The sequence below is a fragment of the Streptomyces sp. NPDC002676 genome, from assembly GCF_053592455.1.
Genome location: NZ_JBSFVT010000024.1, coordinates 47342 through 72439, shown reverse-complemented (window position 1 = coordinate 72439; position 25098 = coordinate 47342). Strand labels below are relative to the sequence as shown.

Here is a 25098-nt window from a genome sequence, read left to right as displayed (position 1 = left end):
CGCTTGCTGGCCGGTCAGGATGCGGGTTCGGAGAAGTTCGAAGGACGCCCGGCCGTACATGGCTCTCTTGAGTGTTTTAACCCGGTTCACGTGCCCCTCGACCACACCGGAACTCCACGGGAGGGTGAGGCCAGGCGGTGACGGCGTCGAGATCCTGGCGGAGGAAGCTGGCGAAGCCCTGCATCGGCTTTGGGGCATCCTGTTCGGCCTGACGGATCCACTCCAGCAGCAGGTATCCGCGCCGGTTACGGACCAGTTCGGCAAAGGCTCGGGCGGGGTCGCAGGCGCGGGTGATGTCGGGGCAGGCGAGCCGGACCTCCAGCAGCCTCCGGTCTTGGCTCTCGGTGAGGGTCTCGCGGGGCCGCATGATCCAGGAAGTGATCTTCCGGGGGCTGGGTATGTCAGCCCGGACCGGTTCGGCGGTGCCCGCCCGAAGGGCGGCGAGGTGTTTGCGGACCACCTGACGGCTCCCGCGGTAGCCGCGTTCGTCGATCTCCAGGTACAGACGGGTGCCGCTGACCTGGCCCTGGGTCTCGGTGAAGCGGACGCTGAGGTATGCCTTGAATGGCTCCAGCACGCCGTTTGGACGGCGATCTCGGGCGGAAGCCAGCAGCTCGTCGAGATCGGTGTCGCGGAAGCGGCGTACGGTCTTGCGATCGAGGTTCAGACGACGCGCGATGGCGCTGATCGTCCAGCCCTTCTCCACCAGCCGGTGGACGTCCTCGAAGCGGTGACGGGTCCGTTCGATGATCTGGGTGCGGAACAGTTCCGGCACCGGCAGTTCCATCGGGGCCGGTTCCGGCACGGTCAGCTCTGTCTCCTGCTCGGCGTGTTTGCGCAGGCAGTTGCGGTGCTGGTGGCAGGTCTTCTCCACCGCAGAAGACAGGTTCTGAAGCAAATGCCACCGATCGGCGACTTCGAGGGCGTCGGGAGCAGCTTCCTTGACCGCCTTCGTGTAGGCAGTGGCCCGGTCACGACAGATGATTTCCGCGCCGGGGTGGTCCCTGAGCCAGGCCGCGAAGGTTTCCGAGGTGCGGTCGGGCAGCACGTCCACGACCCGGCCGGCCTCTACATCGACCAGTACGGTGCCGTAGTTGCAGCCCTTGCGGAAGGCGAACTCGTCCACCCCCAGCACCTGCGGAGCACGACCTCCAACCGGCGGTGCCGCTCGGTCAAACCCGGCACCTGCTCGACGAACGTCCTGCGGGAACACCTCTTCCGGTCGCAGAAGTACCGGCGCACCCGGAGCCGGATCACGACCCGCCGCGAGCCCAACGGCCGCTCATCCAAGCTGCGTTGGTATGAGCTGTGCACCGTCTCGCCTGCTTCTGGCAGCCCGGACAGCGGCCCGGCCGACCGGTGGACACCGCCTCCATCACCAGGGCGTCGGAGAAGTCGTCGACCCGCTCCACCCGCACACCGAGCCCGGGAAGCAACACATCCTCAACCGTCTTGCTCGCCACGGCAGGAAACACACTGCCGAAACGATCCCGCGTTCCCGCCCCTGACCAGGGATTTCACGGAACTGCGGCCAGAGCCGCTTTCAAGAATCCCCATCAGAGGCCGCAGAACAGCTGCGAGGCGCGCACAGCGGCGGCACCCCTGAGGTGGCCCGGCAACTGCTGGACCACCTCAGCCAGAGCGCCGTCCTGATCGAACAGGTCCTGGCGCTGACCGTCGATGCGGCCCTGAAAGCCGGAGTGTCGCTGGACGACGTGGCCCGGCGGTCGAGGCTGCCGGCCGACGTCCTGACAGAGGCTTTCACCGTCGGCCCGGACTCGGACGAGGAGGGGTAGGCGCCGCGCCTGGGGTGCGGGCGAGCCCGCGTGCGCGATCAAGTTCAAGGAGCTATTCGATCAAACAAACGGCCTCGGTCGGCCGCGCCCCTCGGGCACGATGTTGACGTGAACAGGGATGCAACGCGCGACGCCGTTGTCGAAGCAGGCTGGCAGGCAGTACGAGACGACGGGCGCGTACGGATGGAACTGTTGGAAGCGGCCTACGCCGAGCCCTGCCTGCGGCGGCTCTTCCCCTGGACCGGGATGGGAGAACTCCACTTCAGCCGTTGCACCGAACGGCGGTGGACCTGGGACATCCCCTACATCCAGCCCGCCGCTGGGGGTACCTACTGGCTCTCCGGTCCTCTCCGAAGCCAGACAGTTGGTCCGGCCGCAACAGCACAGGAGGCCATCACCATGGTCGTCCAGCGTCTTCCAGCGGGCTGCGGTCCTGCCTTCCTGGGCACCCCGGAAGAACTCGCGGCTCACGAAGCCACAACAAAGAGGCACCAGACGGACGAAGGTCAAAAGACTTCCCAATCATCCTCCTGACCGCGATGGGCACGGGATCCGAACACTCCGCCCGCGGATACGCAGCCGGCGCAGTCGACTACATGAGCAAGCCCTTCGCCCCATGGGCCCTGCGCGCCAAGGTCGCCGTGTTCACCTCCATCTACCTGGAGCGACACGGCCAGTAGTCCCCGGGCAGGCACAGCACTCCCCGGTCCCGTACACGAAGAAGGGACGGGGCCGGGCTGTGCCTGCCACGGCACCGGCTGCGGTCTCGGCCCGGGTGCCGGACGGTCTGGCTGACCCGCATCAGTCCACGGAGTACGCCTTCTCGCCCACCAGGAAGGGCGCGCCGGTCGGGCCCTTCATGTAGGGGCCGCGCCAGATCAGACGGTGTTCCTGAGCACTGGGGTACCACTGTCGCACCTTGTGCATCCGGACGGACCACCGGTGGTGGCAGACCCGGCTCGTCCCGCCGTCCTCAACTGAACGCTGTGCGGGCGCCTGGTTGGCGAAGCGGATGACATGGAGGTCGGGGCCCGCTGACTGTGCCCCAGGCCGGTTGCGGGGTCTGCCCTCGCCGGGCTCGCGCGGGGCGTCGAGGACCGTGATGCCCTGGGCGGCGAGCCGCCAGAACGCGAACGCGTAGCGGGCAGCGAAGTCGTCGTAGGTGTCCTTGATCCGCCCGCCGTCCCACTGCCCTTCCTCCGGTGGCAGCGCGCTGCGCTGGGCAACTTGGTTCAGGACGGTGTTGATTCTGCGGTGCTCTTCGGAGAGCTCGGCGTGCCGCTCGCTGCTTTCGATGGGGAGGCCGCCATCGGCCCGCACCCCGTAGATTCCGTCCGGGACGAGTGGAGGAAGCAGTGATCCAGTGGCGCGCGCCTGAGTGACCGCGAGGCGCCAGGAATCCGGCTGTACGGGCCGTCGCGGTCCATGAAACACGTGAGCTGGACCCCAAGGTACTGGGCGTCGGCCAGGACCTGGTGCTGGGTGACGAACTGCCAGCCGAAGGCGCGGATGTCGGAGAATGAGCCACCCCGGTTCTCCACGACAACCGGCTCCGGCAGCACCAGCAGCCCTGTGGGCATCGGAATGTCCCTCTCCCCATTCAGGGTGCCGACGTCGGCGGGCTCCAGGGTGGCGGCAGCGGCCATGACCGCTGCGTGCGCGGCCGGCGAAATGACGAGGACCGCGGCGGCGTCGAGGAGCTTTACGACCTGCCGGATCTGCCATTGCGCCGCCACAGCCACTGGGAGATCGAGCGTCCGCCGGTCGTGCCGGTCACCACATCGGGTGCCGAGCTCGTCCGCCGTGTCCACGATCCCGCGTTCGAAAGCACCTGGTCAGGTCTGGCCGCGGTCCATCCCCTCCAGTCGGCGGCGTACCTGCTCGGCCTCCCGCGTGCGGTGGAGCAGGTCCAGCACGTGCGCCCACTGTTCGAGCGCCCCCCGCAGGGAGGCGGCGAACGTCTCGGGCTGTGTCGCGGCCAGCGGGGTCAAGAGCCCGGCCGCTTCCATCGCCGCCGAAAGACTCCCGGGCAGGTTCTGCTGCTCCTCCTCACGCAGCCATGCCAGGAGCATGAGGGAATGCGCCAGGACATGCGTGTACACGACAGGTTCGTCCGTGACCACGCGCCGGTTGTGCTCCAACGCCGAATCCGCCGCCGACAGCGCCTCCCCGGTCCTGCCTGCCAGTAGCAGCGCACCCGCGAGGTTGGTCAGCGCCCAGCCCCTGGCAGGGTCGTCGCCGACCCGCTCGAAGGCCGTGGCGGCCTGCGCGTAGCTGGTGGCAGCCTCGTCCGGCCGGTCCTCCGCTTCCAGGGCGGCAGCCAGACCCAGCAGGGTCGCACCTTCATTGCCGTGGTCGCCTGAGCCGCGGCAGAGCAAAGCCGCCCGGGAGAAGACGGTGACAGCCTTCTCGGCCCTGCCGAGCGCCAGCAGCGCCTTTCCGAGGGCATGCGATGCCCGCGCCTCGTAGCCATCGGCGCCGAACTCCCGGAAGAGTCGGGCGGCCCGGGTGAGGGTGCTGACGGCCTCCTCGGTCCGGTCCGTCTGCTGCAGCGCGTCCCCGAGGTTGATCAGGGCCGAGGCCTCGCCGTACCGGTCGCCGAGTGTCCGGAAGATCTCGGCGGCTCGGGTGAGGGTGCTAATGGCCTCCGCCGTCCGCCCTGTCAACTGCCAGGCCCCGCCGAGGTTGTTCAGCGCCGCGGCTTCGCGGTGCGGATCATCGAGGCGCGCGTGGATACGAACGGCCCGGCTGTGGGCCGCGATGGCCTCCTCGTACCTGCCCACATGCTGCAGGACGCCCCCGAGGCTGGTCAGGGCCGAGCCCTCCTCGCTCTCGTCACGGATCCGGCGGAAAGTCTCAGCTGCCTGGGCATGGGCCGTGACGGCCTCCTTGTATCTGCCCGCTTCCCGCAGTGCCGCGCCGAGGTTGCCGACGACCGAGGCCATCACGTGCGGCTGGTCACGAGTGAGAGCGAGGATCCCTCTGGCCCGGGTGTAGGCGGCGATGGCCTCGTCCGTCCGGCCTTCCCCGCTCAGCGCAATGCCGACGTGGTTCAGCGCGAGTGCCTCCCGGCCCCGGTCGCCCAGCTGCCGGAAGATCCCAGCGGCCTCGGTGTGCGCGGCGACAGCCTTCTCGAACTTACGCAGGTGCCGCAGGCCGAGCCCGAGGTTGTCGAGCGCCGTGCCTTCGCCGGTGCGATTGCCGTCCTCGCGGCTGACGTCGCGGGCGGTGGTGCTCAAGGTGATCCAGTCGTCGAAGTAGCGGCGGTGTTCGAGGTAGCGGGAGAGGGACTGGGCAAGGGCCACTGCCACGGCGGGATGGCGGAGCTGCGGGGCGGCTGTGGCAGCGGCCACCAGGTTCGTGTGTTCGGCGTCCAGCCATTCCAGGGCGTGGCGACGCCCACCGAAGTGGGGGGACCGGTTGCCTGGAATGCCGGTCAGGTGGGTGTCCGCCTCCGCGGCGGTTGTCCGGTAGTGCTCCAGCAGGCGGGTGAGGGCGGCGTCCCGCCGGTCGCCGTCCGAGTGCGCGTCGCCCTGCTCCTCGGCGTACAGGCGGATGAGGTCGTGCATCGACCAGCGGTCGCGCGATCCTGTCAGGAGGTGGGCGCGGGACAGCTCGGCCAGCAGCCGCCGGCTGCCGGGATCGCCGAGCAGGGCCGCGGCGGCGGCGCTGGAGACGTCCGGCCCCGGAACGGCGGCCAGCAGACGAAACGCGGCGGCCTGGGGCTCCGTCAGATGCCGGTAGGACAACTCGAAGGAGGCTCGTACCGCCATGGGACGGCTCTCCGCGTCGGTCTCCTCGATCTCGATGACGCTCAGGCGGGTCCGTGTGGCGGTCAGCTCCCGGGCCTGGCTCTCCAGACTCCGGCTCGGTTCGCTGCGCAGCAGGGCGGCGATGATCTCCAGGGCCAGGGGTAGGTAGCCGCACAGTTCAGCGAGCCGCGCTGCTGCCTCCGGCTCGGCGGAGACCCGGTCATCGCGGATGCCGCCGGCGCACAGGACCTGCTGGATGAGGTCCACGGCCTCCTGGGGGGTGAGGGGTGCCAGGTCCACGCGGTGGCCCTGCAGGGCTGCGAGGGACTGCCGCGAGGTCACCAACCCGCGGTGCGGGGGCTGCGGGAGCAGCGCGGAGACCTGTCCAGCGCTGCGCACATTGTCCAGGACCACGAGCAAGGGGCGGCCTTCGGCCGTCAGGCGGTCGAGGACGATCCGCCAGGTGTCCAGCTTGCCCTGGGCAGTGACCGGGATGTCCGCGCTGCTGACGCCCAGGGCGCCCAGGAACTGGTCCGCGACCTCGCCCGGTGTCCGCTCCTGGTGGGGACTGTAGCCGTACAGGTTGGCGAAGAGGATGCCGCCGGGGAACCAGCCGCGCAGACGGGCCCGGTGGGCGGCCTGCAGGGCGAGGGCGGTCTTGCCGACCCCGCCCATGCCCATCACCGCCGAGACCACGACCGTCGCCGGAGCGGCCGTGCCGCTGGGGACCTGGGGAGGCGGGGAGGCCGACGCGGCGGGGTCGAGCCGGTCGAGGACGTCCCGCAGTTCCCCGGCGCGCCCGGTGAACTCCTTCGCCAGCGGGGGCAGCGTCACCGGTCCGGTACGCCCGTTGAGCGCCGGCGCCGGCGCCGCCTCCGGCACGGTCCCGTCCTCGACCGCGGGGTCCGGAGTCCCGGCAGTCTCCCCCGGCCCCGGCAGCCGGGACCCATCCGGCTCGTCCCGTTCAGCGGCGGCCTGGCGGCGCAGCTCCAGTAACTCCTCCTGGTTCAGCCGCAGCACCTTGGCCATCCTGGCGACGGTCCGCGCTGACGGGACCACCGGCCGGTTCAGGGCGTTGCTCACCGTCGTACGCCCCAGCCCGGTCTGCCCGGCCAACTGCGTCACGCTCCGTCCGGACGTCGCAAGACCATCCGTCAGGCAGGCCTGCAGTCTGGCCAGAGCCGCCCGTGGTCCACTCGGCTCGCCCCGGCTGTCTCCTGCGCCGCCCATTTCGTCCCCCGGTCTGCCGTGCACGCTGTTGTTCAGCAATGTCCATCTTCGGCCACCCGAACCATGCCGCACACAGGATCCGCGACCTTCGAGGAGACCAATTTCCGACGCCCTTGGGAGAGCCTGAAGTGTCCGGTCTCACCGTCGTGCTGTTCACCATCGCCCTCGTCCTGATCGCCGCACTCCTTGCCGCGGCGGTCGCCGGCAAGATCGCCCGTCTCGACGGCGCGACCTACCCCGCTGCCTTCTTCCGCGCGGCAACCGCCTTCGCCGCCGTGCTCACCCTCGCCGCCGCCGTCACCGCAGCCCTTGCCGCCGTCCTGAGGTGACCGATGTGGTGAGCCCCGCGAGAAGTACCGACGGCCGTAGCGGACGGCCTCACACGGGATGGCCCGGAATGTGGCGCGGGCCGGCGGAGGCCCCTCGCAAGATCACCTCGTGGATCATGCGGCCCCGAGAAGCGCTCACCGAAAGCCAGGACGAGCGACTCCTCCAAGTCCGGCTCGCCTGCCCGGACATCACCCGGGCCTGCGATCTCGCTCTGGCGTTCGCCGATCTGGTCCGCCACCAGCGCGGATACCTGTTGCTGGAGTGGATCCGGCAGGCCGAGCAAAACGCACCGAAGCCCCTAAAGGGCTTCGCAGGGCTCCTCCGCCGGGACCTCGACGCTGTCACCGCCGGGCTCACCCTTTCCACCTTCCCCGGATTCTTGACTGCGTACGGTCCCATGGCGAACGCGGCCGCCGACCAGCGGACCGAGCTACCACGGCCGGTGAGCGTCGGCGCCGAACCGGCCGGGCACGTCCGCCTCGGCTACGCCCGGACCTCGACCGCCCGGCAGTCCCTCGACGCGCAGCTCGACTCCCTCGCCGAGGCCGGAGTGACGCGCATCTTCTCGGAGAAGATCTCCACCCGCGCCACCCGGCGCCCCGAGTCGGAGGCCGCCGTCAAGCTCGCCGGGGAGATCCGTTCCTCCGGCGTCGCCGTCACCCTCGTCGTTCACGAGCACAAGCGGCTCGGCCGAGGCATCGAACTCGCCATGCTCGCCGAAGAGCTGAAGGCGAGGGATGTCGGGCTGGAGTTCCTCACAGGCGAACTCAAGGGCTCGCACGACCCGTCCGGGATCGTGTTCACGGTGCTGGCCGCGATGTCGGGTATGGAGCGCGAGTACATCCGCGACCGCACCCTGGAGGGCCACGAGTCCGCCCGCAAGCGCGGCAGGACGATCGGTGGCGCAGGCGTCACCGACGAGTCGATGCTGTCCATGACCTTTCACCTGCGCGAGCAGGAGATGAGCCTGCGCGACATCGCCAAACGCCTCGTCATCACCACCGGCACGAAGAAGGGCCAGCACCCCTCACCCGCCACCGTCATGCGCATGCTGCGTGAACACGACGAGCCCACCACCGCGATGGAAACCGCCGGCTGACTCGCGGCCCAGCCCTTGACGCTGATTCCGCGAGATGAGTGAGCCTCCGCCAACCTGAAGCCGCAGGTCAAAGGGATGGTGTGACCGGTTCTCGGGGTGCTCACGCTGGTCGTCGGCGACTGTCTGCGGAGTAGATCGTCTGTCAGCGATTGACTTCGAGGTTCGTCAGAACGAGCAAGGCACGCAGGAGGCGGATCGATCAGTGCTGACATCTACCGTCGCCATCGTCTTCAGCGGAGGTGTCCCTCGGACTACAGTCGCTGGGCCCCCGCGGCCGGTCCGCAGGTCTTCTCCAGGAGGGTGAACGACTTGGGTGCACCGCCCGGCTGCGGTTTGCCTGCCTTGCGGCCGACGATCCGGTAGCCGGCGTCAAGGTAGTAGGAGTTCAGGCGCGCGTTGCCGGCCAAGCAGTCCAGACGCACGAACGCCCGTCCCGTCGCGGCAATGCGGCGCTCCGCGGCCCGCAGCAAGAACCGTCCCGTCCCCGGCTGGGCGTTGTTGCGGTCCACCATCAGCCGATGCACGTAGCCGGCCACCGGCGGCTGTGGTCCCCAGGCGTCCTCGTCCTCCCACCACAGCTCCCATGCCCCAGCCACGCCGCCACCAGCCTCGGCGAGCCAGACCTCACCACTGGCCATGGCCCTGCGGAAGTGGTCCTCGTCGAGTTGACCGGGCTGCCACTGCCCGGTGATGCCTTGGGTGAGCATCCAGTGGGCGGCCTCGTCACGCAGTCGGACGAGAGTGGCAAGGTCGGTCTCCTCGGCGAGGCGGAAGCGCAGATCGTTCACGTCGAGATCCTCGCATGGGCTCGCACGGGCGCTCGATAGCACTGGTCAGGTTGATGCGGAGGTCGTCGTTTACACCGCCGACGGCACCTGTCTTCCAGAGCTGGGCGGACACTGAGGCCTTGTGGGAGATCCGTCACGACTTCAGCGGTGGCCCTCTACGATCCGGGCATGGATCCCGAGCTGTTGGAACGGATCACCGCGCGGCATGCGGAACTGGACGAACTCGAAGAACAGCTGGCCAAGCAGTTGGCGGAAGTACGGGCCGAGCGCGATGAACTCGCCGTCGCCGAACGGGTTCTCGAGCGGGTGAGTGAACAGCTCGCCGCCGAACGCGCCTCCCGCCGCGCCGGAGCCCGGGCAGGTAGGCGGCCGGGCGGTCAGCTGATCCCGCACCGCACGTCAGACGTGGAGGAGACCGCTCTCCCGTCGGACTACCAGCGCATCGTCGCTGCCGTGCGGCAGGCCGCCGGACCGGTCATGGCCCGGCAGGTCGGCGAGATGCTGGGAGTTGACGTCAGCACGAGGAGCAAGCTGGAACCGCTGCGCGGGAAGCTGGTCAGACTGGCTGACCGCGGCTGGCTACGCAAACTGCCCGAAGGCCGGTTCACCACCCGCCTGTGAGCAGGAACGACCCCGCTCGGGGTAACGCGGGGCGGGCGTAACCACGTTGCTCCCGGCGGCCGTTGGAATTGTGTGACGCAAACCAAAGAACGCGCCGAGGACACCTGCCCGCTTGTCTATCAGTGCCGTCTGCCGCTGTCCACGCACACCGTCAACCACCTAGCCTCTGACCACCTAGGTTGGCCGGGTCTGTGGTCGAGGCAGTTGGATGTCCCGTGACATCCGATCCGACCGCGGGGGGTTTGGTGGCAGAGCCTGTCCGTGTGCGCAGGTTGACCGACCAGGAGGGGCAGAAGCTGCAGCAGATCGTGCGCCGGGGCAGCACCAGTTCGGTACGGTTCCGGCGCGCGATGATGCTGCTGGCCTCGGCCGGCGGCAACCGGGTCCCGGTGATCGCCCAGCTGGTGCAGGCCGACGAGGACACCGTCCGTGACGTGATCCACCGGTTCAACGAGATCGGCCTGACCGCTCTGGACCCTCGGTGGGCGGGAGGCCGTCCCCGCCTGCTCAGTCCTGACGACGAGGACTTCGTCGTCCAGACGGCCACCACCCGCCCGACCAAGCTCGGCCAGCCCTTCACCCGCTGGTCGATCCGCAAACTCGCCGCCTACCTGCGGAAAGTCCACGGTCGCGTGATCCGGATCGGGCGCGAGGCGTTACGGTGCCTGCTGGCCCGCCGCGGCGTCACCTTCCAGCGCACCAAGACCTGGAAGGACTCACCGGATCCCGACCGGGACGCGAAGCCCGACCGCATCGAGCACGTTCTGGACCGCTTTCCCGACCGCGTGTTTGCGTTCGACGAGTTCGGCCCGCTCGGCATCCGCCCCACCGCCGGCTCTGGCTGGGCTCCTACCGGTCACCCCGAGCGGCACCCCGCGACCTACCACCGCACGCACGGCGTCCGCTATTTCCACGGCTGCTACTCGGTCGGCGACGACACCCTCTGGGGCGTCAACCGCCGCAAGAAGGGCGCCGCCAACACCCTGGCCGCGCTCAGCTCGATCCGCGCGGCACGGCCGGACGGAGCCCCGATCTACGTCATCTTGAACAACCTGTCCGCGCACAAGGGCCAGCAGATCCGGCGCTGGGCGAGGAAGAACCGGGTGGAGCTGTGCTTCACTCCGACCTACGCGTCCTGGGCGAACCCGATCGAGGCTCACTTCGGACCGCTGCGTCAGTTCACGATCGCCAACTCCAACCATCGCAACCACACCGTGCAGACCCGAGCGCTTCACGCGTACCTGCGATGGCGCAACGCGAACGCCCGTCACCCCGACGTCCTCGCCGCCCAACGGCGCGAGCGCACCCGCATCCGCTGCGAGAAGGGCATCCGCTGGGGACGTCGTCCGGTTGCCACTGATCGGCTTCAGGTCCTCAAATTGAGGGCTGCATGACGACCTGCTCACCCTCTCCAGCCGGCTCCTCGAACTTGGTCAAGTAGCGACTGAACAGGGTCTCGTCCACTGTGACGGAGTTGGGGCCCTCCTCGTCGTTCCGTGTTTCAAGGCGACGTTCCAGCGTCGTCCGATCCGCCTTGAGATGGATCAGTTCCCAGCAGCCGCCGTGCTTCTCAATCAGCGCCTTGTAATCATCGCGGGCGGCACGACTCCAGAAGCTGTAGTCCACCACCACATCGCGCCCGGCCAGCATCAACTCGACCAGTTCCTGCCGCTGCTCGCGGCGGACCTCTTCCTTGAGCTGGTCGAACGCCTCCGCATCCAGCACCAGACCGGCGTCACGCCTTCCGAGTCGCTGCCAGACCACCTCGTCGATCGACAGGCGAACGTAACCGCGTCGCACCAGATCCATCGCGTAGGTGGTCTTGCCCGCTCCCGGAAGACCACACATCAGCACCACCGTGCTCAATCGCTGCGTCACCGAGACAGATTAATCCCGAGGACGCGCCGACTTCAGCGGCCAGCAGCGCGCCCGCTGAAGCCCAACCCGGCCAACCTATGTGGTCAGAGCACTAGCCGGTCTGCTGCGGCGCCACCTGAAGGCGATACGGTCCCGATGACGGATCCTGCCGCCCGGCCGAATCGCGGCGACCGCCGCCCGCCAGGATCACATCCTGGCCCACCTGCACGCCGCCGGCCTCGGGGCACTGGCGGACCTCGGCTTCCGCGGCCTGGCCAACGACGTACTCGACCCCGTGATCGTCACCGGCTTCCATGCCAGCCGCACCCACAAGCTCACCCCCGGCCAGAAGACCGCCAACCGAGTCCTCGCCGTCGGCCGCGCACCGGTCGAACACGGCTTCGCCCACCTCAAGAACTGGCGGATCCTCACCAAGCTCCGCACCGATCCCGCCCGCGCCACCCACCTCCTGCGCGCCCTGCTCGTCCTGACGAACCTCGAAGTCAACCGTTGACAAACGATCTACTCCGCGACAACCGCGCACGAGCAGCGTGAGCACCCCGAAAGCCAGTCACACCAGCCCGTTTACATTGCGACTTCAAGTTGGCGGAGGCTCAGTGATCACCTCGTGCCCGTCTTGGCTTGTGCGCCCACCAACCACCAGTAAAGCCCGTGGGGATGGGCGCCGCGCAAGAGGCCAGTGATCGTCACTGCGGGGGTTGAAAACACCCCCGTCAGGCTTCGGGCGGAGACGGCGCGGCATGGTCTCACCAGGGAATCGGCCCGTCCTCGGCCAGAAGGGCGCCCGTCGGGCCGTCCTCGCCCACAGTCGCCAGGTCAACCGCGACGGCCGCGCCCTCCTCCGCCGTGCGTATCCCGGTGTGGCGGTTGAGGTCGGTCGCGCAGTAGCCGGGACTCACCGCGTTGACCAGGATCCCTTCGGCGCGCAGTTCATTGGCGTAGAGCACGGTGATCGCGTTCAGCGCGCTCTTCGAGGTGCAGTAAGGGAGGAGGATCGAGGAGTAGGCGGACCACGGGCTGCCCGGGTCGGCCAGGTGGGTGAGGGAGCCGAGTTCGCTGGACATGTTGACGATGCGTGCGGCGGCGGAGCGGCGTAGCAGGGGGAGCATGGCGTGGGTCACCGCGATGACGCCGAACACGTTGGTCTCGTAGACCTGCCGGACGGTGGCGGCGGCGGTTTCACTCGGCTTTTGCGGTCCGGCGGCGATCGCGGCGTTGTTGACGAGGATGTCGAGGCGGCCGAACGTGGCGTCGATGTGCTGGGCGGCGGCCTGCACCGAGGTCTCGTCGGTGACGTCCAGCGGTACGAACCGTACGTCGGCGCCGTCGGCGCGAAGCTCCTCGGCCGCCGCCTCGCCACGCTCGGCGTTGCGGGCGCCGATCAGCACGGTGATGCCGAGGGCTGCGAGCCTGCGCGCCGTTTCCTTGCCGATGCCCTTGTTCGCGCCGGTGATCAGAGCAGTCTTCTGCGAAGTCGTCATGGCACCCAGCCTCCCCTCGCCCACGGGCGTCAGGGAAAGACCAGAAGCCTCTGGACCTATAGTCCACAGATATGAGTGAGCTAGAGGTGCGGGAGCTGAGGTACTTCATCGCGGTCGCCGAGGAACTGAACTTCAGCCGGGCCGCGCAACGCCTGGGGATGGCGCAGCCCCCGCTGTCGAAGGCGATCGCTCAGATGGAGTCCCGGCTCGGGGTACGTCTGCTGGAGCGCACCACCCGGCAGGTGAGGCTGACCAACGCCGGTCAGGTGCTGCTCGACCAGGCCCGGATCGCGGTCGACGCGGTGCACGCGGCGGCCCGGCGAGCACGCCGGGCCGGTCAGCCGACACCCCAGCTCGTCGTGGCGGTCAAACCGGGAGGCGATGCCGGGCTGCTGCGGGAGATCCTCGCCGCCTACCGGGGAACGGGTTCGCATCTGCCGCCGCCTGAAGTCGTCGTCGGCGGCAGCGGAGAGCCGATCGCCATGCTGCGGGACGGCCGTGCCGACGTAGCGCTGCTGCGCAGCCCGTTCGACGCTCAAGGGCTGGATTCCCAGACGCTCGTGGTCGAGCCGCGACTGGCCGTTCTCCCCGCCGCGCACCGCCTGGCCGGACGCCGGCGACTGCGGCTGACCGACCTCAAGGGCGAACCGATCCCACGCTGGAAAGGGGCCGCCCCCTCCACCACCGCCTACTACACAGGATGCGACGGAGCGGAAGCAGGCGATGGCCACACAGGCTTGGCGCCGGCCGACGCTCCTGAGGGGCCGCTCGTGGCCAGCGTCGAGCAACTCCTGGAGGTGGTCGCGCTGGGCCAGGCGGTGGCGTTCCTGTCACTCTCCACCACCGAGCGGCACCAGCGCCCGGACATCGCATACCGGCCGGTCACCGGCCTCAGCCCCAGCGCGGTCATGGTCGCCTGGCCGGAGACCTCGCGATCCGCAGCCGTCGCCGCCTTCGTCCAAGCCGCCCACGACGTCGCCGCCCACCACCCCGACCACATGACCGCACTGGCCTACTGACCGGGGGCACTCACCCCTCGCCATGACGATCACCGCAGGACCAATTTCAGACAACCACCAGCGCGAAGAAAGGCCAGCACCCCCTCACCCGTCACCGCCATGCGCATGCCGCCTCGTCCCCGCGCTCGACCGCTACGGCCGGTCCCTCAAGGACCTGGTCAACATGGTCGGCGAACTCCGCCGCCGCGAGATCGGCTTCTGCTCTCTGCACGAACGCCTGGACACCCCCCCGGCGGCCGTCTCGTCTTCCACGTCTTCGCCGCCCTCGCCGAGTTCATCCGCGAGCTCATCGTCTCCGGCACCCGCGAAGGCCTGGACGCCGCACGCGCCCGCGGCCGTGTCGGCGGCCGACCCACCGTCGCCACCCCCGAGATCATCCGCGCCCCTCAGGGTGCCGTTGACCTGCTCGACCACCCACCGATTCGGCTGCGGGACGAAGCCCTTGCCCTGGTCGGCCGGGTTGCGGCGGACAACCTCGACGGTGATGTCCAGCAGGGCACCGTGGATGATGACTTCGTCCTTGAAGCCCTGGTCCACCAGGGCCTTCTCCAGACGGTTCCCGCACCGTTCGGCCGCCAGGTCGAGCAGGGCGGTGCCGGCGGCGTTGTCATGGGCGGAGGCGGCCAGGACGACGACGCCGATGATCAGTCCCAGCACGTCGACGCCAGTCCCCGCTTGCGCCCCGGCGTCCTCTTGTTCGCATCCAGTCCCGTCGCGGTCTTCGGAACCCCGCAGCCGCACGCACGGACTGGGTGTCGGTGATCACGAAGGATGGGTCCTCCAATCGGCGGGCCTTCTCCCGCACCTGGCAGCGCAGGAGTTCCTGGATCCGCTGGTCAAGACCGTCCTGGCGCCAGAGCGTGAAGTAGTAGAACACCGCCGACCAGGCCGGCAGGTCATAGGGCAGGTAGCGCCGCTGACAGCCTGTCCGGTTCTGATAGAAGATCGCGTTCACGACCTCCCGCAGATCGCAGACGCCTGGGTCCCCGGTCGCCGAACGGCCTACCCGGTCCTGCTTCCAGGCCGTGATCACCAGCTCGATCAACGCCCGCTGCTCGTCCAAGAGGTCGCTCGGATACGGTCTTCGGTCCTTGCTCGCAGCCCTACATGCACATGACAAGCAGTCGGTTCGATGAGCCCCGCGATCCCCATGCGCTGCCTCACCCGGCCGCGGGCCGGCGGACTGGTCGTGCCGTGGGTCTCCCTGATCCACAGCGGGCACGCCGCATTCGGCAGCCTCGACGCCGACCGTGCCCGGTGCGCCTTCCTCCAGCGCCTGTGCCAGATCTGCTCTCAGCCCCTTGAAGAGCGGTTCTTCGTCATCGTCCGCCCTGCCGACCAGCAGCAGCGCTACTCCCCCGAACCCGCGCTCCACCCGGAGTGCCAGCCCTGTGCCACCGCCCACTGCCCGATACTCAAAGGCCGTGGGTTCGAACTTTCCGAAGGGGGCTCGACGACGAACCGACAGGTGGCGCAGCCCTAACCGTACTCCGCCAGGCCCGGGTTCGTCCGGGCCCGGCAAACCCACGGTACGGCCGCCGAGAACGCTGTATCGCCGCAGATCGATCACGACTCGATACCCTTGACCGCGAAACAGCTCAAGGCCCTGCTGTAACGCCCGCCACCGGCTGACTCTCACTTCCGCCGCCGCAGCAGCCTCTCCAGGTCCTCTGCCGCATCCGGCAGCCCGGCAGCCGCGGCCTTCTTGAGCCAGCTCTCGGCCTGAGCGAGGTCCCCGGTGTGCCATGAGCTGATCCCCAGCTCGTGCATGGTGGTGGGATCCCCGGATTCGGCGGCTCTGCGACGCCACATTCCTGCCTGTACGCGATTTCCGTCCCGCTCCAGCAACCGGCCCAGCTCCCTCATGGCGTCGGATCGCCCGGCGCCCGCCGCCTCCCGGTACCAGCGCACCGCGCCCGCGCTGTCGCCGAGCCGCTCCAGCCGCGTGGCCTCCCTGACCATCGCGGCCGGATCGGAGATGCCGGAGTGCGCCCGGTTCCTGGCCAGTGCGAGACGGCCGACCGTGTGGGTGTTGCGCAGTTCGGGGCGCGGATGCCCCTTGCTGGGCAGAACCCTGGCGAGGTGTTCGTGGATGGTCTGCAGGGTGAGGAGCTCCGCGGCGTCGGCAGTCCCGTGCCGCAGGAGATCGAGCAGTTCGCCGGTGTAGGCAGTGTGGCGCGCGCCAACAGGCGCACTCGAAGGGCGATTCGCCGGTGAGGACGCCAGAGTGCAGGTGCCGGCCACCTCCAGTTGGCCGGCCACCACCGAGGTGGTGGTCGCCATCGCGCCGATGGCCAGTCCGGAGAAGCAGCAGTCCAGAATGAGAACTCGGCTGTCCGCCCGGGCGTTCGCCAGCGTACGGCGCACCAGAGTGAACGGTATCCCCGTCCACATCACCAGATCCGGTTCGCTGGAGGTTCCGGGCAGGGACAGATACAGCTCGCCGTCCGGGCCGACGAGGCCGTGACCGGCGTAGTAGACGAGCAAGAGGTCCTCGGCCTCCTCGGCGGCGGCGACTAAGCGGGCTCCGATGGATGTCAAGTCGGCGAGGCTGGCGGTCGGCGCCGCCTCGCGCCTCCTTGTGCAGTGCTTGTCCGGGAGGGCTGTCCCCCACGGGCTGGTGAGCACCTCGGCCAGGTCGTCGATGTTGTGCGTCACGGCGGGCAGATCGGGCAGGCCGGTGTCGGTGAACGTGTCGAAGCCCAGCAGCACCGCCCGGGACCGCAGCGGGTCGGGCAGGCGCATTCATCGCTCCAGGACGCGTCGCAGCACGGCTTCCAGGTCCGCCTCCGGGACGTTGCGCAAGGAGATCTTGACGCTCTGCCCGTCGGGGCCGGTCACCTCGATGTCCGCCGACGGACGGCGATGCCTGATCCACACGGACAGCGAGGCCGCCAGTACGGTGCCGGCTCCCTGGGCGCCGAGGGCCACGATCACGACTTCGGAGATCCCGCCCATGCGGCCGGGGCGCGCCTCAGGTCGCTCGATGGCAGACCGACCGCGGAGCTCGTCCTCGCGCGACAGCCAGTCGGCCAGCGCGGTCAGCTCCGCCTGAGCCCTTTCGCCGGTCAGCCGGATGTACGCCTGCATCGTTCTCCCCGTTCAGGACACGGTCGTTCAGAGCCCAGGCCCACGCTGTGCTTCCAATATCGCCTTCATGTCGGTCACGGCGTTGGGCACCCCGGCGTCGACCGCCCGCCGGCACCACTGCTCCCCGGCGGCCACATCGCCCCGCATGACCAGGATGATCCCGAGCACTGCCATGCAGTTGCCGTTGCCGGCGGCGGATCCCCTGCGGAGCCACATCTCGGCATCTTCTTCCCGGCCGCGGTCCATCCTCAGGTGGGCCACCTTGTACATGCCGTATTCGTTCCCTGCCCGGGCGGCCTGCTCGTACCACCGGTCGGCTTCGGCCAAGTCGCCCTGCCGCTCCGAAAGCAACCCCGCACTGAACATGGCCAAGTCGTTTCCGGTGGCGGCGGCCTTCCCGTACCAGTGCAGCGCATCAGTGAGGGCGCCGCGCTTCTCGAGGAGATAGGCGAGCCGGAACATCGAACGGTCGACCCTGGCCTCGGCGGCCTCCCGGTACCACTGCTCCGCCTCGGTGAACTCTCCGCGTCCTTCGAGCAGGGAGCCCAGGAAGTCCATCGCCGGCGGCACTCCGGCCTCGGCCGCCAGCCGGAACCACTGCTCCGCCTCGCCCGCCCGCCGCTGCTCATCCAGCAGGACCGCCAGCATCAGCGTCGAGCGGAGATCCCCGGCCTCGGCTCCTCGCCGGTGCCATTCCTCGGCCTCGGCGGGCCGTCCCCGTTCCTCCATCCGCCGTCCGAGTTCGAGCATCGCGGGGGTGTGCCCGAAATCGGCGGCCACTCGATAGAACTCCTCGGCCTCGGCGGACTCGCCACGCTCCTCCACCAAGGACCCGAGCAGAGTCAGCAGTTCGGCCATGAGCGTGTACCCCTCCTTCTCGGGTACGTCGTCCGCTCTCGTCAGCATCGCGGCGGCCTCACGCAGCAGCCGCTCCGCCTCGGCCGAGTCGTCGCGCTGCACCGCGAGGCGCGCGAGATCCTTCATCGCCCAGCCCTGCGTCAGAACCTGACCCGTTCCAGTGCAGTCCACGGCTCTGCGCAGCCACTCCTGCGCTTCGTCCAGCCGGCCGCTCTGCTCCAGGAGGAGCCCAAAGCGCCGCATCGAGAAGGCGTCACCACGATCCGCCCCCTTGCGGTACCACTCGCACGCGCCCTCAAGGTCACCGCGCTCCTCGAGGACGTGCCCCACCGAACCGATCGCGTGCACGTTCCCCGCGTCGGCGGCCTGACGACTCCAGCGCTCGGCCTCGGCGGACTCCCCGCGCTCCTGCAGCATCCCTCCAAAGCGGAACATACCCTCGGCATGCCCGGCCTCGGCGGCCCGCCGATACCACCGCTCGGCTTCAGAGCGGTCCTCCCGCTGCTGGAGCAGCCACCCCAGCTGGATCATCGCGTCCGGGTCGCCGCCCTCGGCGGCTTCGCGGTACTGCTGTTCCGCCTGGTCTTCCATCCGTTCCCCGTTCGTTGCGAAGCCTCAAAGGCGGCCCTTGGCGAGATCGTGCAGCATGCTCTCCTTCACCGGGGCCATGCCAATGTGCTCGATCAGTCGCTTGGCGGTGCGCTTGTCCGTCGTCGCCAGCGTCCTCGCCATGTTGGCGAACGCCCCGTCTCGTTCGTGATCTGTCCTGATGGTCAGCGCGATGCGCTCGGCTTCACGGGCATTGACGGCGACCAACTGCTCGGCCAGTACGCGCACCGAGAAGTCCCTGCCGTTCTGTACGACGTGATCCTCGTAGGTGACGGAGTTCGCGATGCGTTCGGCCTCGGCGATGTCGCCCGGTCCGATGGCCACCTGAACGGCGAGGTCGGTCAGGGCGGCTGCCCTCTGCCGCGCGTTCGGGATGGCGCGGGCCATCCGTTCGGCCTGACGTATTTCTTCTCTGAGGCGGCGGCGTCCGGCCATGGCTTCCCCCTGAGGCCCAGGCGACTGCGGTGCTCTTGATGACAGCACGTCACGTGTACGGCCGCAAGGGTGGCGAAGGACCCCGACGGCTCTCGGCCACGAGCCCGCACAGGTCCCGGGGACCGGCGGGCTCGCAACATTCACAAGTTCAACTCATTTGCATTGCGGGAGACGGGCGCGGCCCGGGCGTTGGGGCTGCGGCCGGTGGCGTGAGCGGCCCCGGCCCTCACCCGTTCGGCGCCGTTCCGCGCGGCACACGAGCGGGTCCAGGTACGACGCCATCGGCGCGGGCCTTCGGCCGTGGGCCAGCGTTGCGGAGGTCGTATTCGACGAGACCGGCCTGGTCGACGGTCAGGCCGAACAGATCGCAGATTCGGCGGGGATCGCCTCCGGTGGCCTGGGCCTCGTGAAGGAGACGGTCCTGGCGGAGGCGGCGGGCGGGCATGCCGAGTACGTCGTTGATCCAGACGTGGCTGACGGGTTCCACCGCCACATGCCGTGGTCTGGGAGAGAAACAGGTGGGGGTTGGCGGTGCGGGGCCACCGGCTGTGGCGGTAGTCCAGGTAGGTCGCGAGTCGGTCGCGTACGGCGTCGGCGAGCAGGACCGTGTGGGTGGGCAGGAACAGCCTTCCGTCGCGCAGGTCCGTGGTCAGGACGGTGCGCAGTTCCCCGGAGATGAGCGCGTGAAAGATGACCAGCGCTGACAGGGCCGCCCTCGGAGCGCCTGGTCCTGGAGGACCTGGCGGAGGTCGGTGACCTGGATCGGCAGGGGGATGGTGGCGGTCGGCATGCCGCAGAAGATCCGGGAGAGCGCGCCCAGGCCGCCCCTGCTGGACGCGTTGCTGAGCGCGGCCGACGCCGCACAGAAGGAGGCGATCCTCGCAGCGGCCCGGTCCGCCGGCCTGCTGTGGCGCTGCCCGGCCTGCCAGTGGGGCAACCCGGCTGCGGCGAGCTGTTGCGAGGGGCCAAGGCCCTGCCGAACAGCCAGGCCTGTCATAGGAGTTGACTCAGGGCGCGAGCTCCGCGAGCCGTAGGCAGGAGCCGGCCTCAGCGGGGCGGGTGTCTCCACCCCGAAGGAAAAAAAGGGGGGATGACACTCGCCAAGGTCTAGGTAGTACGGAACTCGTTCGGGCGGGGACCGCCAGACCGTTCGTCGCATCGAGGAGTACTTCCATGAGCGGAGAGACCACCGCTGTCGTCCGCGGCCGCGTCTTGGGAACCGTGCAGCTGCGCCACACCGAACGCGGCACCCCCGCCGCCCGGTTCACCGTGGTGCAGGTCCCGCGCGAGTACGACCGCACCCGAGGACAGTGGCACGACGGCCAGCCGGTCCCGGTCATCTGCACCGTCACCGGGCCTCTCGCCCGGCACGTCGCCTAATGCCTCACCGACGCCGTCCACGTGATCGCCTCCGGGAACCTGGCACTGCGCGACAACATGATCTGCCTCGACGCGGCCCAGGGTCGGCGTAGACCTCGCCCACCACGTCGCCTACATCGACGACACCCTGCCCGCCGTCCTCGCCGGACGCGGCCCCGCCCCGGCAGCACGTGCGAGCGCCGCACCCGAGCCCGCGCATCGCGCCGGGCCGGGGCCGCGTCCGGCCGCAGCTTCCGCCGCCGCACCGGCCGCCGACTGGTGGCAGTCGCAGGCGCGCAGCTCCTGGGACGCCGTCACCGCGCCCAGCCGCACCGCCCGCTGACTGCGCCCCCGATGAGGCGGCGATGCCGCGGCATGAGGCCGCCGGCCATCGTGGCCGACGCCGCCTACGGCACCAACGCCCACCTGCGGGCCGCCCTGGCGAACCGCGGAATCGACTACATGCTGGCCGTCCGAGCGGACGTGACCGCCCACCCGTCCGACGCACAGCCCGGGGCCCCCGGACCGCAACGGGCCCACCGGCTGCCGGCCCCAGCCCCGCTACCGAGACCCGGCACCCTCGGTGGCGGCCCTGACCGCCGGCCGCGGACACGATGCATTCACCCCGGTGACCTGGCGGCAGGGCTCGCGAGGACAGTTACGTTCCCGCTTCGCCGCCGTACATGTCCGCCCGGCGGGCAAGGCCGCCGAGCGTCCGATCAAAACCGCCGCCTCGGCCGAGCAGGGCTGGTGGGACGGGGTGCTGCCCGATTGCTGGCTGCTGGTCGAATGGCCCGAAAAAGCCGACGCTCCCACCGATTACTGGCTGTCCAACCTACCGGCCGACATCCCCATCATCGACCTGGTGCGGCTGGCCAAGGTCCGCTGGCGCATCGAGCACGACTACCGCGAACTCAAACACAGCCTGGGCCTGGACCACTTCGAAGGCCGCTCCTGGCCCGGCTGGCACCACCACATCACCCTCGTGACCGCCGCACATGCCTTCCTCACCGAAGAACGCCTGGCCCCAAAAGCTCCCGGGCCAGCCTCACCTTCTACCAAGTCCTCGACGCCTTGCAGAACACCCTGAGGTGCTGGACCGGCATCCGCACCACTTGCCACCAGCCCCTGCCCAGCAGAACCCTCAAGACACCAAGATCGAGAAGGACCTAACGGAGTCCTACTCGGGGCTTTCGTTTGGACCACCGGACCGTTGGGATGGCACCGGCCCTGGTCCTGGCGGCGGCGAGGATCCTCCTGCCGCCCCGGCCAGGGCTGGTAGGCTCCCGCTGTCGATCATGAGCATGGTCATTCGGTGTATGGAGACGGAGTGGGGGCCCGTGCGAGCGATTCCGATGACTATGGCACTGGCGTGTCTACTGAGCGGGGCTGTGCTCACCGGCTGCGCGACCGGTGGCGGTGGTGCTACGAAGTCCGCGGCCGACTTGCTTGACGAGGCCAACGGCACAATGCGCGCCCTGCGTTCCGTGACCGTGGAGACAACCAACACAACGGCCCACGGCACGGTGACGACCCGACTCAGCACGGATCTTAAGAACCGGTGCAAGGCGAAGACCACCTGGGCCGAGAACGGCAGCCTCGAACAGATCCGGATCGGTGAGACAGACTACGTCCGTCCGGACGAGACATACCTCGAGAACTGGAGCGGCAGGAAGATCGACGGCCTCCGACGGAAGCAGTGGGTGAAGGAACCGTCCGACGAGGCACAGCCGGGCGACGGACTGGCGACGTGCACTTGGACCTTCGCCTCGTTCGGCAACGTGAAGAAGGGCGAGGCCACCCGCATCGGCGGCCGGGAGACGGTCGCCCTGCACGTTACTGACAAGGCCGACAAAGAAGGAAAGTACACCTTCTACGTGGCCACCGAGGGTAAGCCGTACCTGCTGAGGACCGTCTACAGAGGCGGCGGAAACGTCACCACCACGTCCTTCAGCGCGTTTGACGAGCCGTTCAATGTCCAGCCTCCCGCGTCGGCAGGAGTGCTGGACTCAGAAGGACGTTGAGGGCTAGGGCGTGTCTCTTTGATGGGCTGGTCAGCGGAGCATCTGCTCGACCGGTCGCTGTAGGCGTGCTCGCCGCGGTGCACCGCGCGGAGCCGGTGGAGGTCGACGCCATCCCAGCCGCGGTTGCTGGACTCGCGGACGGCGACGCTGGCGTCGCGGGCGGCCTGGAGCGAGCACAGGGCAGGTCGTGGTCGGCGAGATACTCGCGGACCTTGGCCTCCAGCAATGCCGGGTCGCTCGGCCGGTCGGCGGGGTAGTCGTGGTGCCAGTCGCAGTCGTCCAACGGACTGGCGAGGCGTCGGGGAACCACACGGCGCTGTACTGCTCGATCGCGTCACGCAGGCCGTTGGTGTGGGCGCCTTTCCACGGCACCCAGTCGGGCCGGTGCCGCAGCCCGAGTTGTGCGGTTGAAGACCGCGCGTGGAGTCGCGGTGATCGAACGTCTTGTGCTCGGCGAACCGGAGGATGGTGACGTCGAGTTCGCCTCGGTCCTGGTGGAGGGTGGCGAGCCGCAGGCCGGCGTACTCGTTGGCCCATTTGGGTGGGGCTGAAGTTGATCCGCAGCCGCAGCCGGCCATCGGGTATGGGGGTGGCGTAGTAAGTGTCGCCGACGACGGCACTGTCGGCGAAGGGCAACTCGAGTTCGGCGAAGAACTCGCGTGCGTGCAGGACCATATGTGTCTGTCCTGTCCGAGTCAGCGGCGCGGCCCGGCCAGGGCGGGCCGGCTGGTGGTGCTCCAGCGGGGCACGCTGACCGGGGGCCTTGCGGTCGGCCGGCGGGCAGCGGCCTCCCCCGCGATCCGGGGGACAGCGCCAGGAAGCTGCGTTTTCGCAGGTCAGCCCCCGTGGGCACCTGCCTCGAGCTGACGGCACGACGACATGACCGGTGGCAGGAGGGCCATCATCCGCGCTCTTGCCGCGCTGGCGCCACGTGTCCAGCGTGCCGCTGATGCGCGGCAGAGCGACTACACGCTGTCGTCCATCGCGCCCAAGGGCGGCGGCCGAGCGTTCTTGCAGGGGGCTTGATGGATCAGGGGTTGGCAGCCGTACTTGGGGGGTTCCGGTCCAGCTCCACACTCAGAGAGGATCCGCACCGCGCCCTGTCCCCACCGGCAGGAGCTGAAACGGTGGGTGCCAGGCTGACGGAGACCAGCCACCTGCTTGCCGTTGGTGCGCGGCTCTCTCCGCCCCGCCGACACGGAGCACAGGGGGCTCCCCTCGATTGACCGTGCGTGCCGCAACGCAGTTGCGACGGTTGTCGGCGTGACAGCCAACAGGAGCATCAGGGCAGGCGCAAGCGGGAGGGGAATGACAGTTTGGTGTCGCAAAATCCCAAGCGATCTTGCTTCGCCTTCTGAGTCGCCAGGCCACCTGACGAGCCTCGCACGTTACCTGACAGCCCATCAGAACGAACGTCACCTGGGCGGACGCCGGCAACGGCTACTTCACATCACCGTGAGACCAGGCACGTAGCTGGACCCACGGTGACCGCACCACAGTTCATCAGGGCCGGCAGGCGGGCCGGACGCTGAGCAGCTCGGTCCGCAGCACGGGCGTGCCGTCGACAGGCGCCGGGTCCTGCGTAGTTGGCTCGATACCGCCAGCAGCGATCTTGTCGAGCGTCTCCAGCCCGGCGGTACCGACCGTGCCGAACACCGTGTAGTTCGGTCGCAGCGCGGAGTCGCCGTAGACGACGAAGAACTGCGAACCGTTCGTGTTCGGCCCGGCGTTGGCCATCGCCAGCAAACCGCGCCCGTAAAGGCGACGGACGCCGGTCGGATCGGTCGGTGCCGGCGGCAGGTCCACCGGCAGCTCGTCCTTGTACTCGTACCCCGGCCCACCCTCGCCAGTGCTGGTCGGGTCGCCACACTGCAGGACCTTCAGCGTCGGATACGCCGTCAGCCGATGGCACACCGTGTGGTCGTAGAACCGGTGTCGCGCCAGGTGCACGAAGCTCTGGACCGTGCACGGTGCCTTCGCCCGGTCCAAACGCAGCGGGAGCGGGCCCTGGCTGGTCCGGACAGCCATATCGAGCGTGCCGTGACTGGGGGTGTGCCGCGGGTCGGGCGGCAGGGGAACCGGCCGCGCCGCCGGCTCGTCCGGGGTCTGGGTGTACTGGCAAGGACCGTGCGTGGTTCGCGGCGGGGCATCGGAAGCGGAGGCCGTGGTGCTGCCCCCGGACGCGACCAACGCTGCTGCCGCCAATGCGGTCATGAGAGCTCGGTTCATCCTGCACACCCTCCAAAGGATCGCCAGATTTCGGATCGGTCGCAGTCTAGAGCGCGGCCCGGCGGGCGAGGACCCGCCCGCAAGCCACATCCGCCTCCCAGCCTTCGGCCCCCGGCCGCAAGCCACTTCGTTCGGATGCGGCACAGCGTCGGCCGGCCGATCAGGGCGTCCACACTCCGTCGCCCCAGCAGCACCCCTGACCTGTCGCATCTCACCAAGGCATGCAGCCGGCGCATCGGCCCAGCATCGCCGGACCACGCGTCTTCAACAAGGCGATTACCCGCACCGCCCGGGCGCGCCTCCCACCGGCCCTCGCGCGGGGTGAGGGTAGCCACCGAGCCGGCCATGACGTCGACTCCGGCCAACCACCGTCGCGACCTGAGAGCATCGGACTCATAGGCAAGCACTCCCGACCCGGACCGCCGAACCAGCCGTCGGGCGCCGATACCCGCAGCGACGCCGGTGACCCGCTCGCCGCGTACGACGAGCGCCGCCGCCCG

At 69.2% G+C, this 25098-nt stretch carries 24 protein-coding genes and 4 pseudogenes; 14 read left to right on the top strand and 14 right to left on the bottom strand.

Annotated elements, in window-relative coordinates; genetic code table 11:
* Positions 1-76: 76 nt before the first annotated feature.
* A complete protein-coding gene (locus tag ACWD3E_RS37685; RefSeq protein ID WP_451392007.1) occupies positions 77-1126 on the bottom strand; it encodes a transposase in 1050 nt (349 codons plus the stop codon).
* Positions 1127-1607: 481 nt separating this feature from the next.
* On the opposite strand from ACWD3E_RS37685, the gene ACWD3E_RS37680 reads away from it, so the two are divergent.
* The 3 genes and pseudogenes from ACWD3E_RS37680 to ACWD3E_RS37670 all read left to right on the top strand — a co-directional run.
* The gene (locus tag ACWD3E_RS37680; protein ID WP_451392006.1) at positions 1608-1796 is read left to right on the top strand and encodes a hypothetical protein; all 189 of its coding nucleotides are present in this window, start codon (positions 1608-1610) and stop codon (positions 1794-1796) included.
* A 30-nt stretch (positions 1797-1826) separates the two neighbouring features.
* On the top strand, positions 1827-2330 hold the full coding sequence (locus ACWD3E_RS37675; RefSeq protein WP_451392005.1) for a DUF6193 family natural product biosynthesis protein: 504 nt from the start codon (positions 1827-1829) through the stop codon (positions 2328-2330).
* Positions 2306-2476 (top strand): annotated as a pseudogene (locus ACWD3E_RS37670) (response regulator); the annotation flags it as partial. The gene ACWD3E_RS37675 and the pseudogene ACWD3E_RS37670, both read left to right, overlap by 25 nt.
* A gap of 121 nt (positions 2477-2597) precedes the next feature.
* Here ACWD3E_RS37670 and ACWD3E_RS37665 read toward each other — a convergent pair.
* Together ACWD3E_RS37665 and ACWD3E_RS37660 are read right to left on the bottom strand one after the other, a co-directional pair.
* Positions 2598-3116, bottom strand: coding sequence for a hypothetical protein (locus ACWD3E_RS37665; protein WP_451392004.1), 519 nt, complete (start codon positions 3114-3116; stop codon positions 2598-2600).
* A gap of 515 nt (positions 3117-3631) precedes the next feature.
* On the bottom strand, positions 3632-6673 hold the full coding sequence (locus ACWD3E_RS37660; RefSeq protein ID WP_451392003.1) for an ATP-binding protein: 3042 nt from the start codon (positions 6671-6673) through the stop codon (positions 3632-3634).
* A gap of 233 nt (positions 6674-6906) precedes the next feature.
* Here ACWD3E_RS37660 and ACWD3E_RS37655 point away from each other — a divergent pair, with 233 nt between their 5' ends.
* Positions 6907-7107 carry a hypothetical protein gene (locus ACWD3E_RS37655; protein WP_451392002.1) on the top strand — a complete coding sequence of 67 codons (201 nt, stop codon included), beginning with the start codon at positions 6907-6909 and terminating at the stop codon, positions 7105-7107.
* Between the two features lie 116 nt (positions 7108-7223).
* Positions 7224-8207, top strand: a complete 984-nt coding sequence (locus ACWD3E_RS37650; RefSeq protein ID WP_451392001.1) for a recombinase family protein — start codon at positions 7224-7226, stop codon at positions 8205-8207.
* 251 nt (positions 8208-8458) lie between these two features.
* Here ACWD3E_RS37650 and ACWD3E_RS37645 read toward each other — a convergent pair whose 3' ends face one another.
* On the bottom strand, positions 8459-8995 hold the full coding sequence (locus ACWD3E_RS37645; RefSeq protein WP_451392000.1) for a GNAT family N-acetyltransferase: 537 nt from the start codon (positions 8993-8995) through the stop codon (positions 8459-8461).
* Between the two features lie 168 nt (positions 8996-9163).
* Here ACWD3E_RS37645 and ACWD3E_RS37640 point away from each other — a divergent pair, with 168 nt between their 5' ends.
* Positions 9164-9616, top strand: coding sequence for a hypothetical protein (locus ACWD3E_RS37640; RefSeq protein ID WP_451391999.1), 453 nt, complete (start codon positions 9164-9166; stop codon positions 9614-9616).
* Positions 9617-9861: 245 nt separating this feature from the next.
* Positions 9862-11010 carry an IS630 family transposase gene (locus ACWD3E_RS37635; protein ID WP_451391998.1) on the top strand — a complete coding sequence of 383 codons (1149 nt, stop codon included), beginning with the start codon at positions 9862-9864 and terminating at the stop codon, positions 11008-11010.
* Here ACWD3E_RS37635 and ACWD3E_RS37630 read toward each other — a convergent pair.
* Together ACWD3E_RS37630 and ACWD3E_RS37625 are read right to left on the bottom strand one after the other, a co-directional pair.
* Positions 10991-11494, bottom strand: a complete 504-nt coding sequence (locus ACWD3E_RS37630; RefSeq protein WP_451391997.1) for an AAA family ATPase — start codon at positions 11492-11494, stop codon at positions 10991-10993. The genes ACWD3E_RS37635 and ACWD3E_RS37630 overlap by 20 nt on opposite strands.
* A gap of 91 nt (positions 11495-11585) precedes the next feature.
* The gene (locus ACWD3E_RS37625; protein WP_451391996.1) at positions 11586-11789 is read right to left on the bottom strand and encodes a hypothetical protein; all 204 of its coding nucleotides are present in this window, start codon (positions 11787-11789) and stop codon (positions 11586-11588) included.
* Between ACWD3E_RS37625 and ACWD3E_RS37620 the strand changes: the two genes are divergently transcribed.
* A complete protein-coding gene (locus ACWD3E_RS37620; protein WP_451392034.1) occupies positions 11697-11987 on the top strand; it encodes a transposase family protein in 291 nt (96 codons plus the stop codon). The two genes, ACWD3E_RS37625 and ACWD3E_RS37620, sit on opposite strands and share 93 nt — an antisense overlap.
* A gap of 253 nt (positions 11988-12240) precedes the next feature.
* Here ACWD3E_RS37620 and ACWD3E_RS37615 read toward each other — a convergent pair whose 3' ends face one another.
* On the bottom strand, positions 12241-12975 hold the full coding sequence (locus tag ACWD3E_RS37615) for an SDR family oxidoreductase (RefSeq protein WP_451391995.1): 735 nt from the start codon (positions 12973-12975) through the stop codon (positions 12241-12243).
* 71 nt (positions 12976-13046) lie between these two features.
* Here ACWD3E_RS37615 and ACWD3E_RS37610 point away from each other — a divergent pair, with 71 nt between their 5' ends.
* A complete protein-coding gene (locus ACWD3E_RS37610) occupies positions 13047-13994 on the top strand; it encodes a LysR family transcriptional regulator (RefSeq protein WP_451391994.1) in 948 nt (315 codons plus the stop codon).
* Between the two features lie 99 nt (positions 13995-14093).
* Positions 14094-14279, top strand: a pseudogene (locus tag ACWD3E_RS37605) (hypothetical protein); the annotation flags it as partial.
* A gap of 102 nt (positions 14280-14381) precedes the next feature.
* On the opposite strand, the pseudogene ACWD3E_RS37600 reads toward ACWD3E_RS37605, so the two are convergent.
* Positions 14382-15114, bottom strand: a pseudogene (locus ACWD3E_RS37600) (IS5 family transposase); the annotation flags it as partial.
* Between the two features lie 12 nt (positions 15115-15126).
* Here ACWD3E_RS37600 and ACWD3E_RS37595 point away from each other — a divergent pair.
* Positions 15127-15477: a hypothetical protein gene (locus ACWD3E_RS37595; RefSeq protein ID WP_451392040.1), complete on the top strand. Its 351-nt coding sequence runs from the start codon at positions 15127-15129 to the stop codon at positions 15475-15477.
* A gap of 152 nt (positions 15478-15629) precedes the next feature.
* Here the strand turns inward: ACWD3E_RS37595 and ACWD3E_RS37590 are convergent, their stop codons facing one another.
* The 5 genes from ACWD3E_RS37590 to ACWD3E_RS37570 form a co-directional block, all read right to left on the bottom strand.
* Positions 15630-16739 carry a caspase, EACC1-associated type gene (locus ACWD3E_RS37590; RefSeq protein WP_451391993.1) on the bottom strand — a complete coding sequence of 370 codons (1110 nt, stop codon included), beginning with the start codon at positions 16737-16739 and terminating at the stop codon, positions 15630-15632.
* Positions 16740-17084 (bottom strand): effector-associated constant component EACC1, encoded by a 345-nt coding sequence (locus tag ACWD3E_RS37585; protein WP_451391992.1) that lies wholly within the window; start codon positions 17082-17084, stop codon positions 16740-16742.
* Between the two features lie 27 nt (positions 17085-17111).
* Complete coding sequence (locus ACWD3E_RS37580; protein WP_451391991.1) at positions 17112-18533, bottom strand: tetratricopeptide repeat protein; 1422 nt, start codon at positions 18531-18533, stop codon at positions 17112-17114.
* Between the two features lie 24 nt (positions 18534-18557).
* Positions 18558-18986, bottom strand: a complete 429-nt coding sequence (locus ACWD3E_RS37575) for a hypothetical protein (protein ID WP_451391990.1) — start codon at positions 18984-18986, stop codon at positions 18558-18560.
* A gap of 226 nt (positions 18987-19212) precedes the next feature.
* Positions 19213-19479, bottom strand: coding sequence for a hypothetical protein (locus ACWD3E_RS37570; protein ID WP_451391989.1), 267 nt, complete (start codon positions 19477-19479; stop codon positions 19213-19215).
* 680 nt (positions 19480-20159) lie between these two features.
* Here ACWD3E_RS37570 and ACWD3E_RS37565 point away from each other — a divergent pair.
* The 3 genes and pseudogenes from ACWD3E_RS37565 (at position 20160) to ACWD3E_RS37555 (ending at position 22369) form a co-directional block, all read left to right on the top strand.
* The gene (locus tag ACWD3E_RS37565) at positions 20160-20366 is read left to right on the top strand and encodes a hypothetical protein (RefSeq protein WP_451391988.1); all 207 of its coding nucleotides are present in this window, start codon (positions 20160-20162) and stop codon (positions 20364-20366) included.
* Positions 20367-20717: 351 nt separating this feature from the next.
* Positions 20718-21435 (top strand): annotated as a pseudogene (locus ACWD3E_RS37560) (IS701 family transposase); the annotation flags it as partial.
* Positions 21436-21643: 208 nt separating this feature from the next.
* Positions 21644-22369, top strand: a complete 726-nt coding sequence (locus tag ACWD3E_RS37555) for a hypothetical protein (RefSeq protein WP_451391987.1) — start codon at positions 21644-21646, stop codon at positions 22367-22369.
* Between the two features lie 1503 nt (positions 22370-23872).
* Here ACWD3E_RS37555 and ACWD3E_RS37550 read toward each other — a convergent pair.
* Entirely contained in the window at positions 23873-24397 is a 525-nt protein-coding gene (locus ACWD3E_RS37550) for a peptidylprolyl isomerase (RefSeq protein ID WP_451391986.1), read from the bottom strand.
* Positions 24398-25098 lie beyond the last annotated feature (701 nt).

Excerpts from the sequence above, each read along its gene's own strand:
- ACWD3E_RS37590 (WP_451391993.1), bottom strand. The coding sequence starts at position 16,739 with ATGCGCCTGCCCGACCCGCTGCGGTCCCGGGCGGTGCTGCTGGGCTTC.
- ACWD3E_RS37650 (WP_451392001.1), top strand. The coding sequence starts at position 7,224 with ATGCGGCCCCGAGAAGCGCTCACCGAAAGCCAGGACGAGCGACTCCTC.
- ACWD3E_RS37640 (WP_451391999.1), top strand. The coding sequence starts at position 9,164 with ATGGATCCCGAGCTGTTGGAACGGATCACCGCGCGGCATGCGGAACTG.
- ACWD3E_RS37615 (WP_451391995.1), bottom strand. The coding sequence starts at position 12,975 with ATGACGACTTCGCAGAAGACTGCTCTGATCACCGGCGCGAACAAGGGC.
- ACWD3E_RS37625 (WP_451391996.1), bottom strand. The coding sequence starts at position 11,789 with ATGGAAGCCGGTGACGATCACGGGGTCGAGTACGTCGTTGGCCAGGCC.
- ACWD3E_RS37550 (WP_451391986.1), bottom strand. The coding sequence starts at position 24,397 with ATGGCTGTCCGGACCAGCCAGGGCCCGCTCCCGCTGCGTTTGGACCGG.
- ACWD3E_RS37585 (WP_451391992.1), bottom strand. The coding sequence starts at position 17,084 with ATGCAGGCGTACATCCGGCTGACCGGCGAAAGGGCTCAGGCGGAGCTG.
- ACWD3E_RS37575 (WP_451391990.1), bottom strand. The coding sequence starts at position 18,986 with ATGGCCGGACGCCGCCGCCTCAGAGAAGAAATACGTCAGGCCGAACGG.
- ACWD3E_RS37610 (WP_451391994.1), top strand. The coding sequence starts at position 13,047 with ATGAGTGAGCTAGAGGTGCGGGAGCTGAGGTACTTCATCGCGGTCGCC.
- ACWD3E_RS37580 (WP_451391991.1), bottom strand. The coding sequence starts at position 18,533 with ATGGAAGACCAGGCGGAACAGCAGTACCGCGAAGCCGCCGAGGGCGGC.
- ACWD3E_RS37595 (WP_451392040.1), top strand. The coding sequence starts at position 15,127 with ATGAGCCCCGCGATCCCCATGCGCTGCCTCACCCGGCCGCGGGCCGGC.
- ACWD3E_RS37555 (WP_451391987.1), top strand. The coding sequence starts at position 21,644 with ATGAGCATGGTCATTCGGTGTATGGAGACGGAGTGGGGGCCCGTGCGA.
- ACWD3E_RS37565 (WP_451391988.1), top strand. The coding sequence starts at position 20,160 with ATGAGCGGAGAGACCACCGCTGTCGTCCGCGGCCGCGTCTTGGGAACC.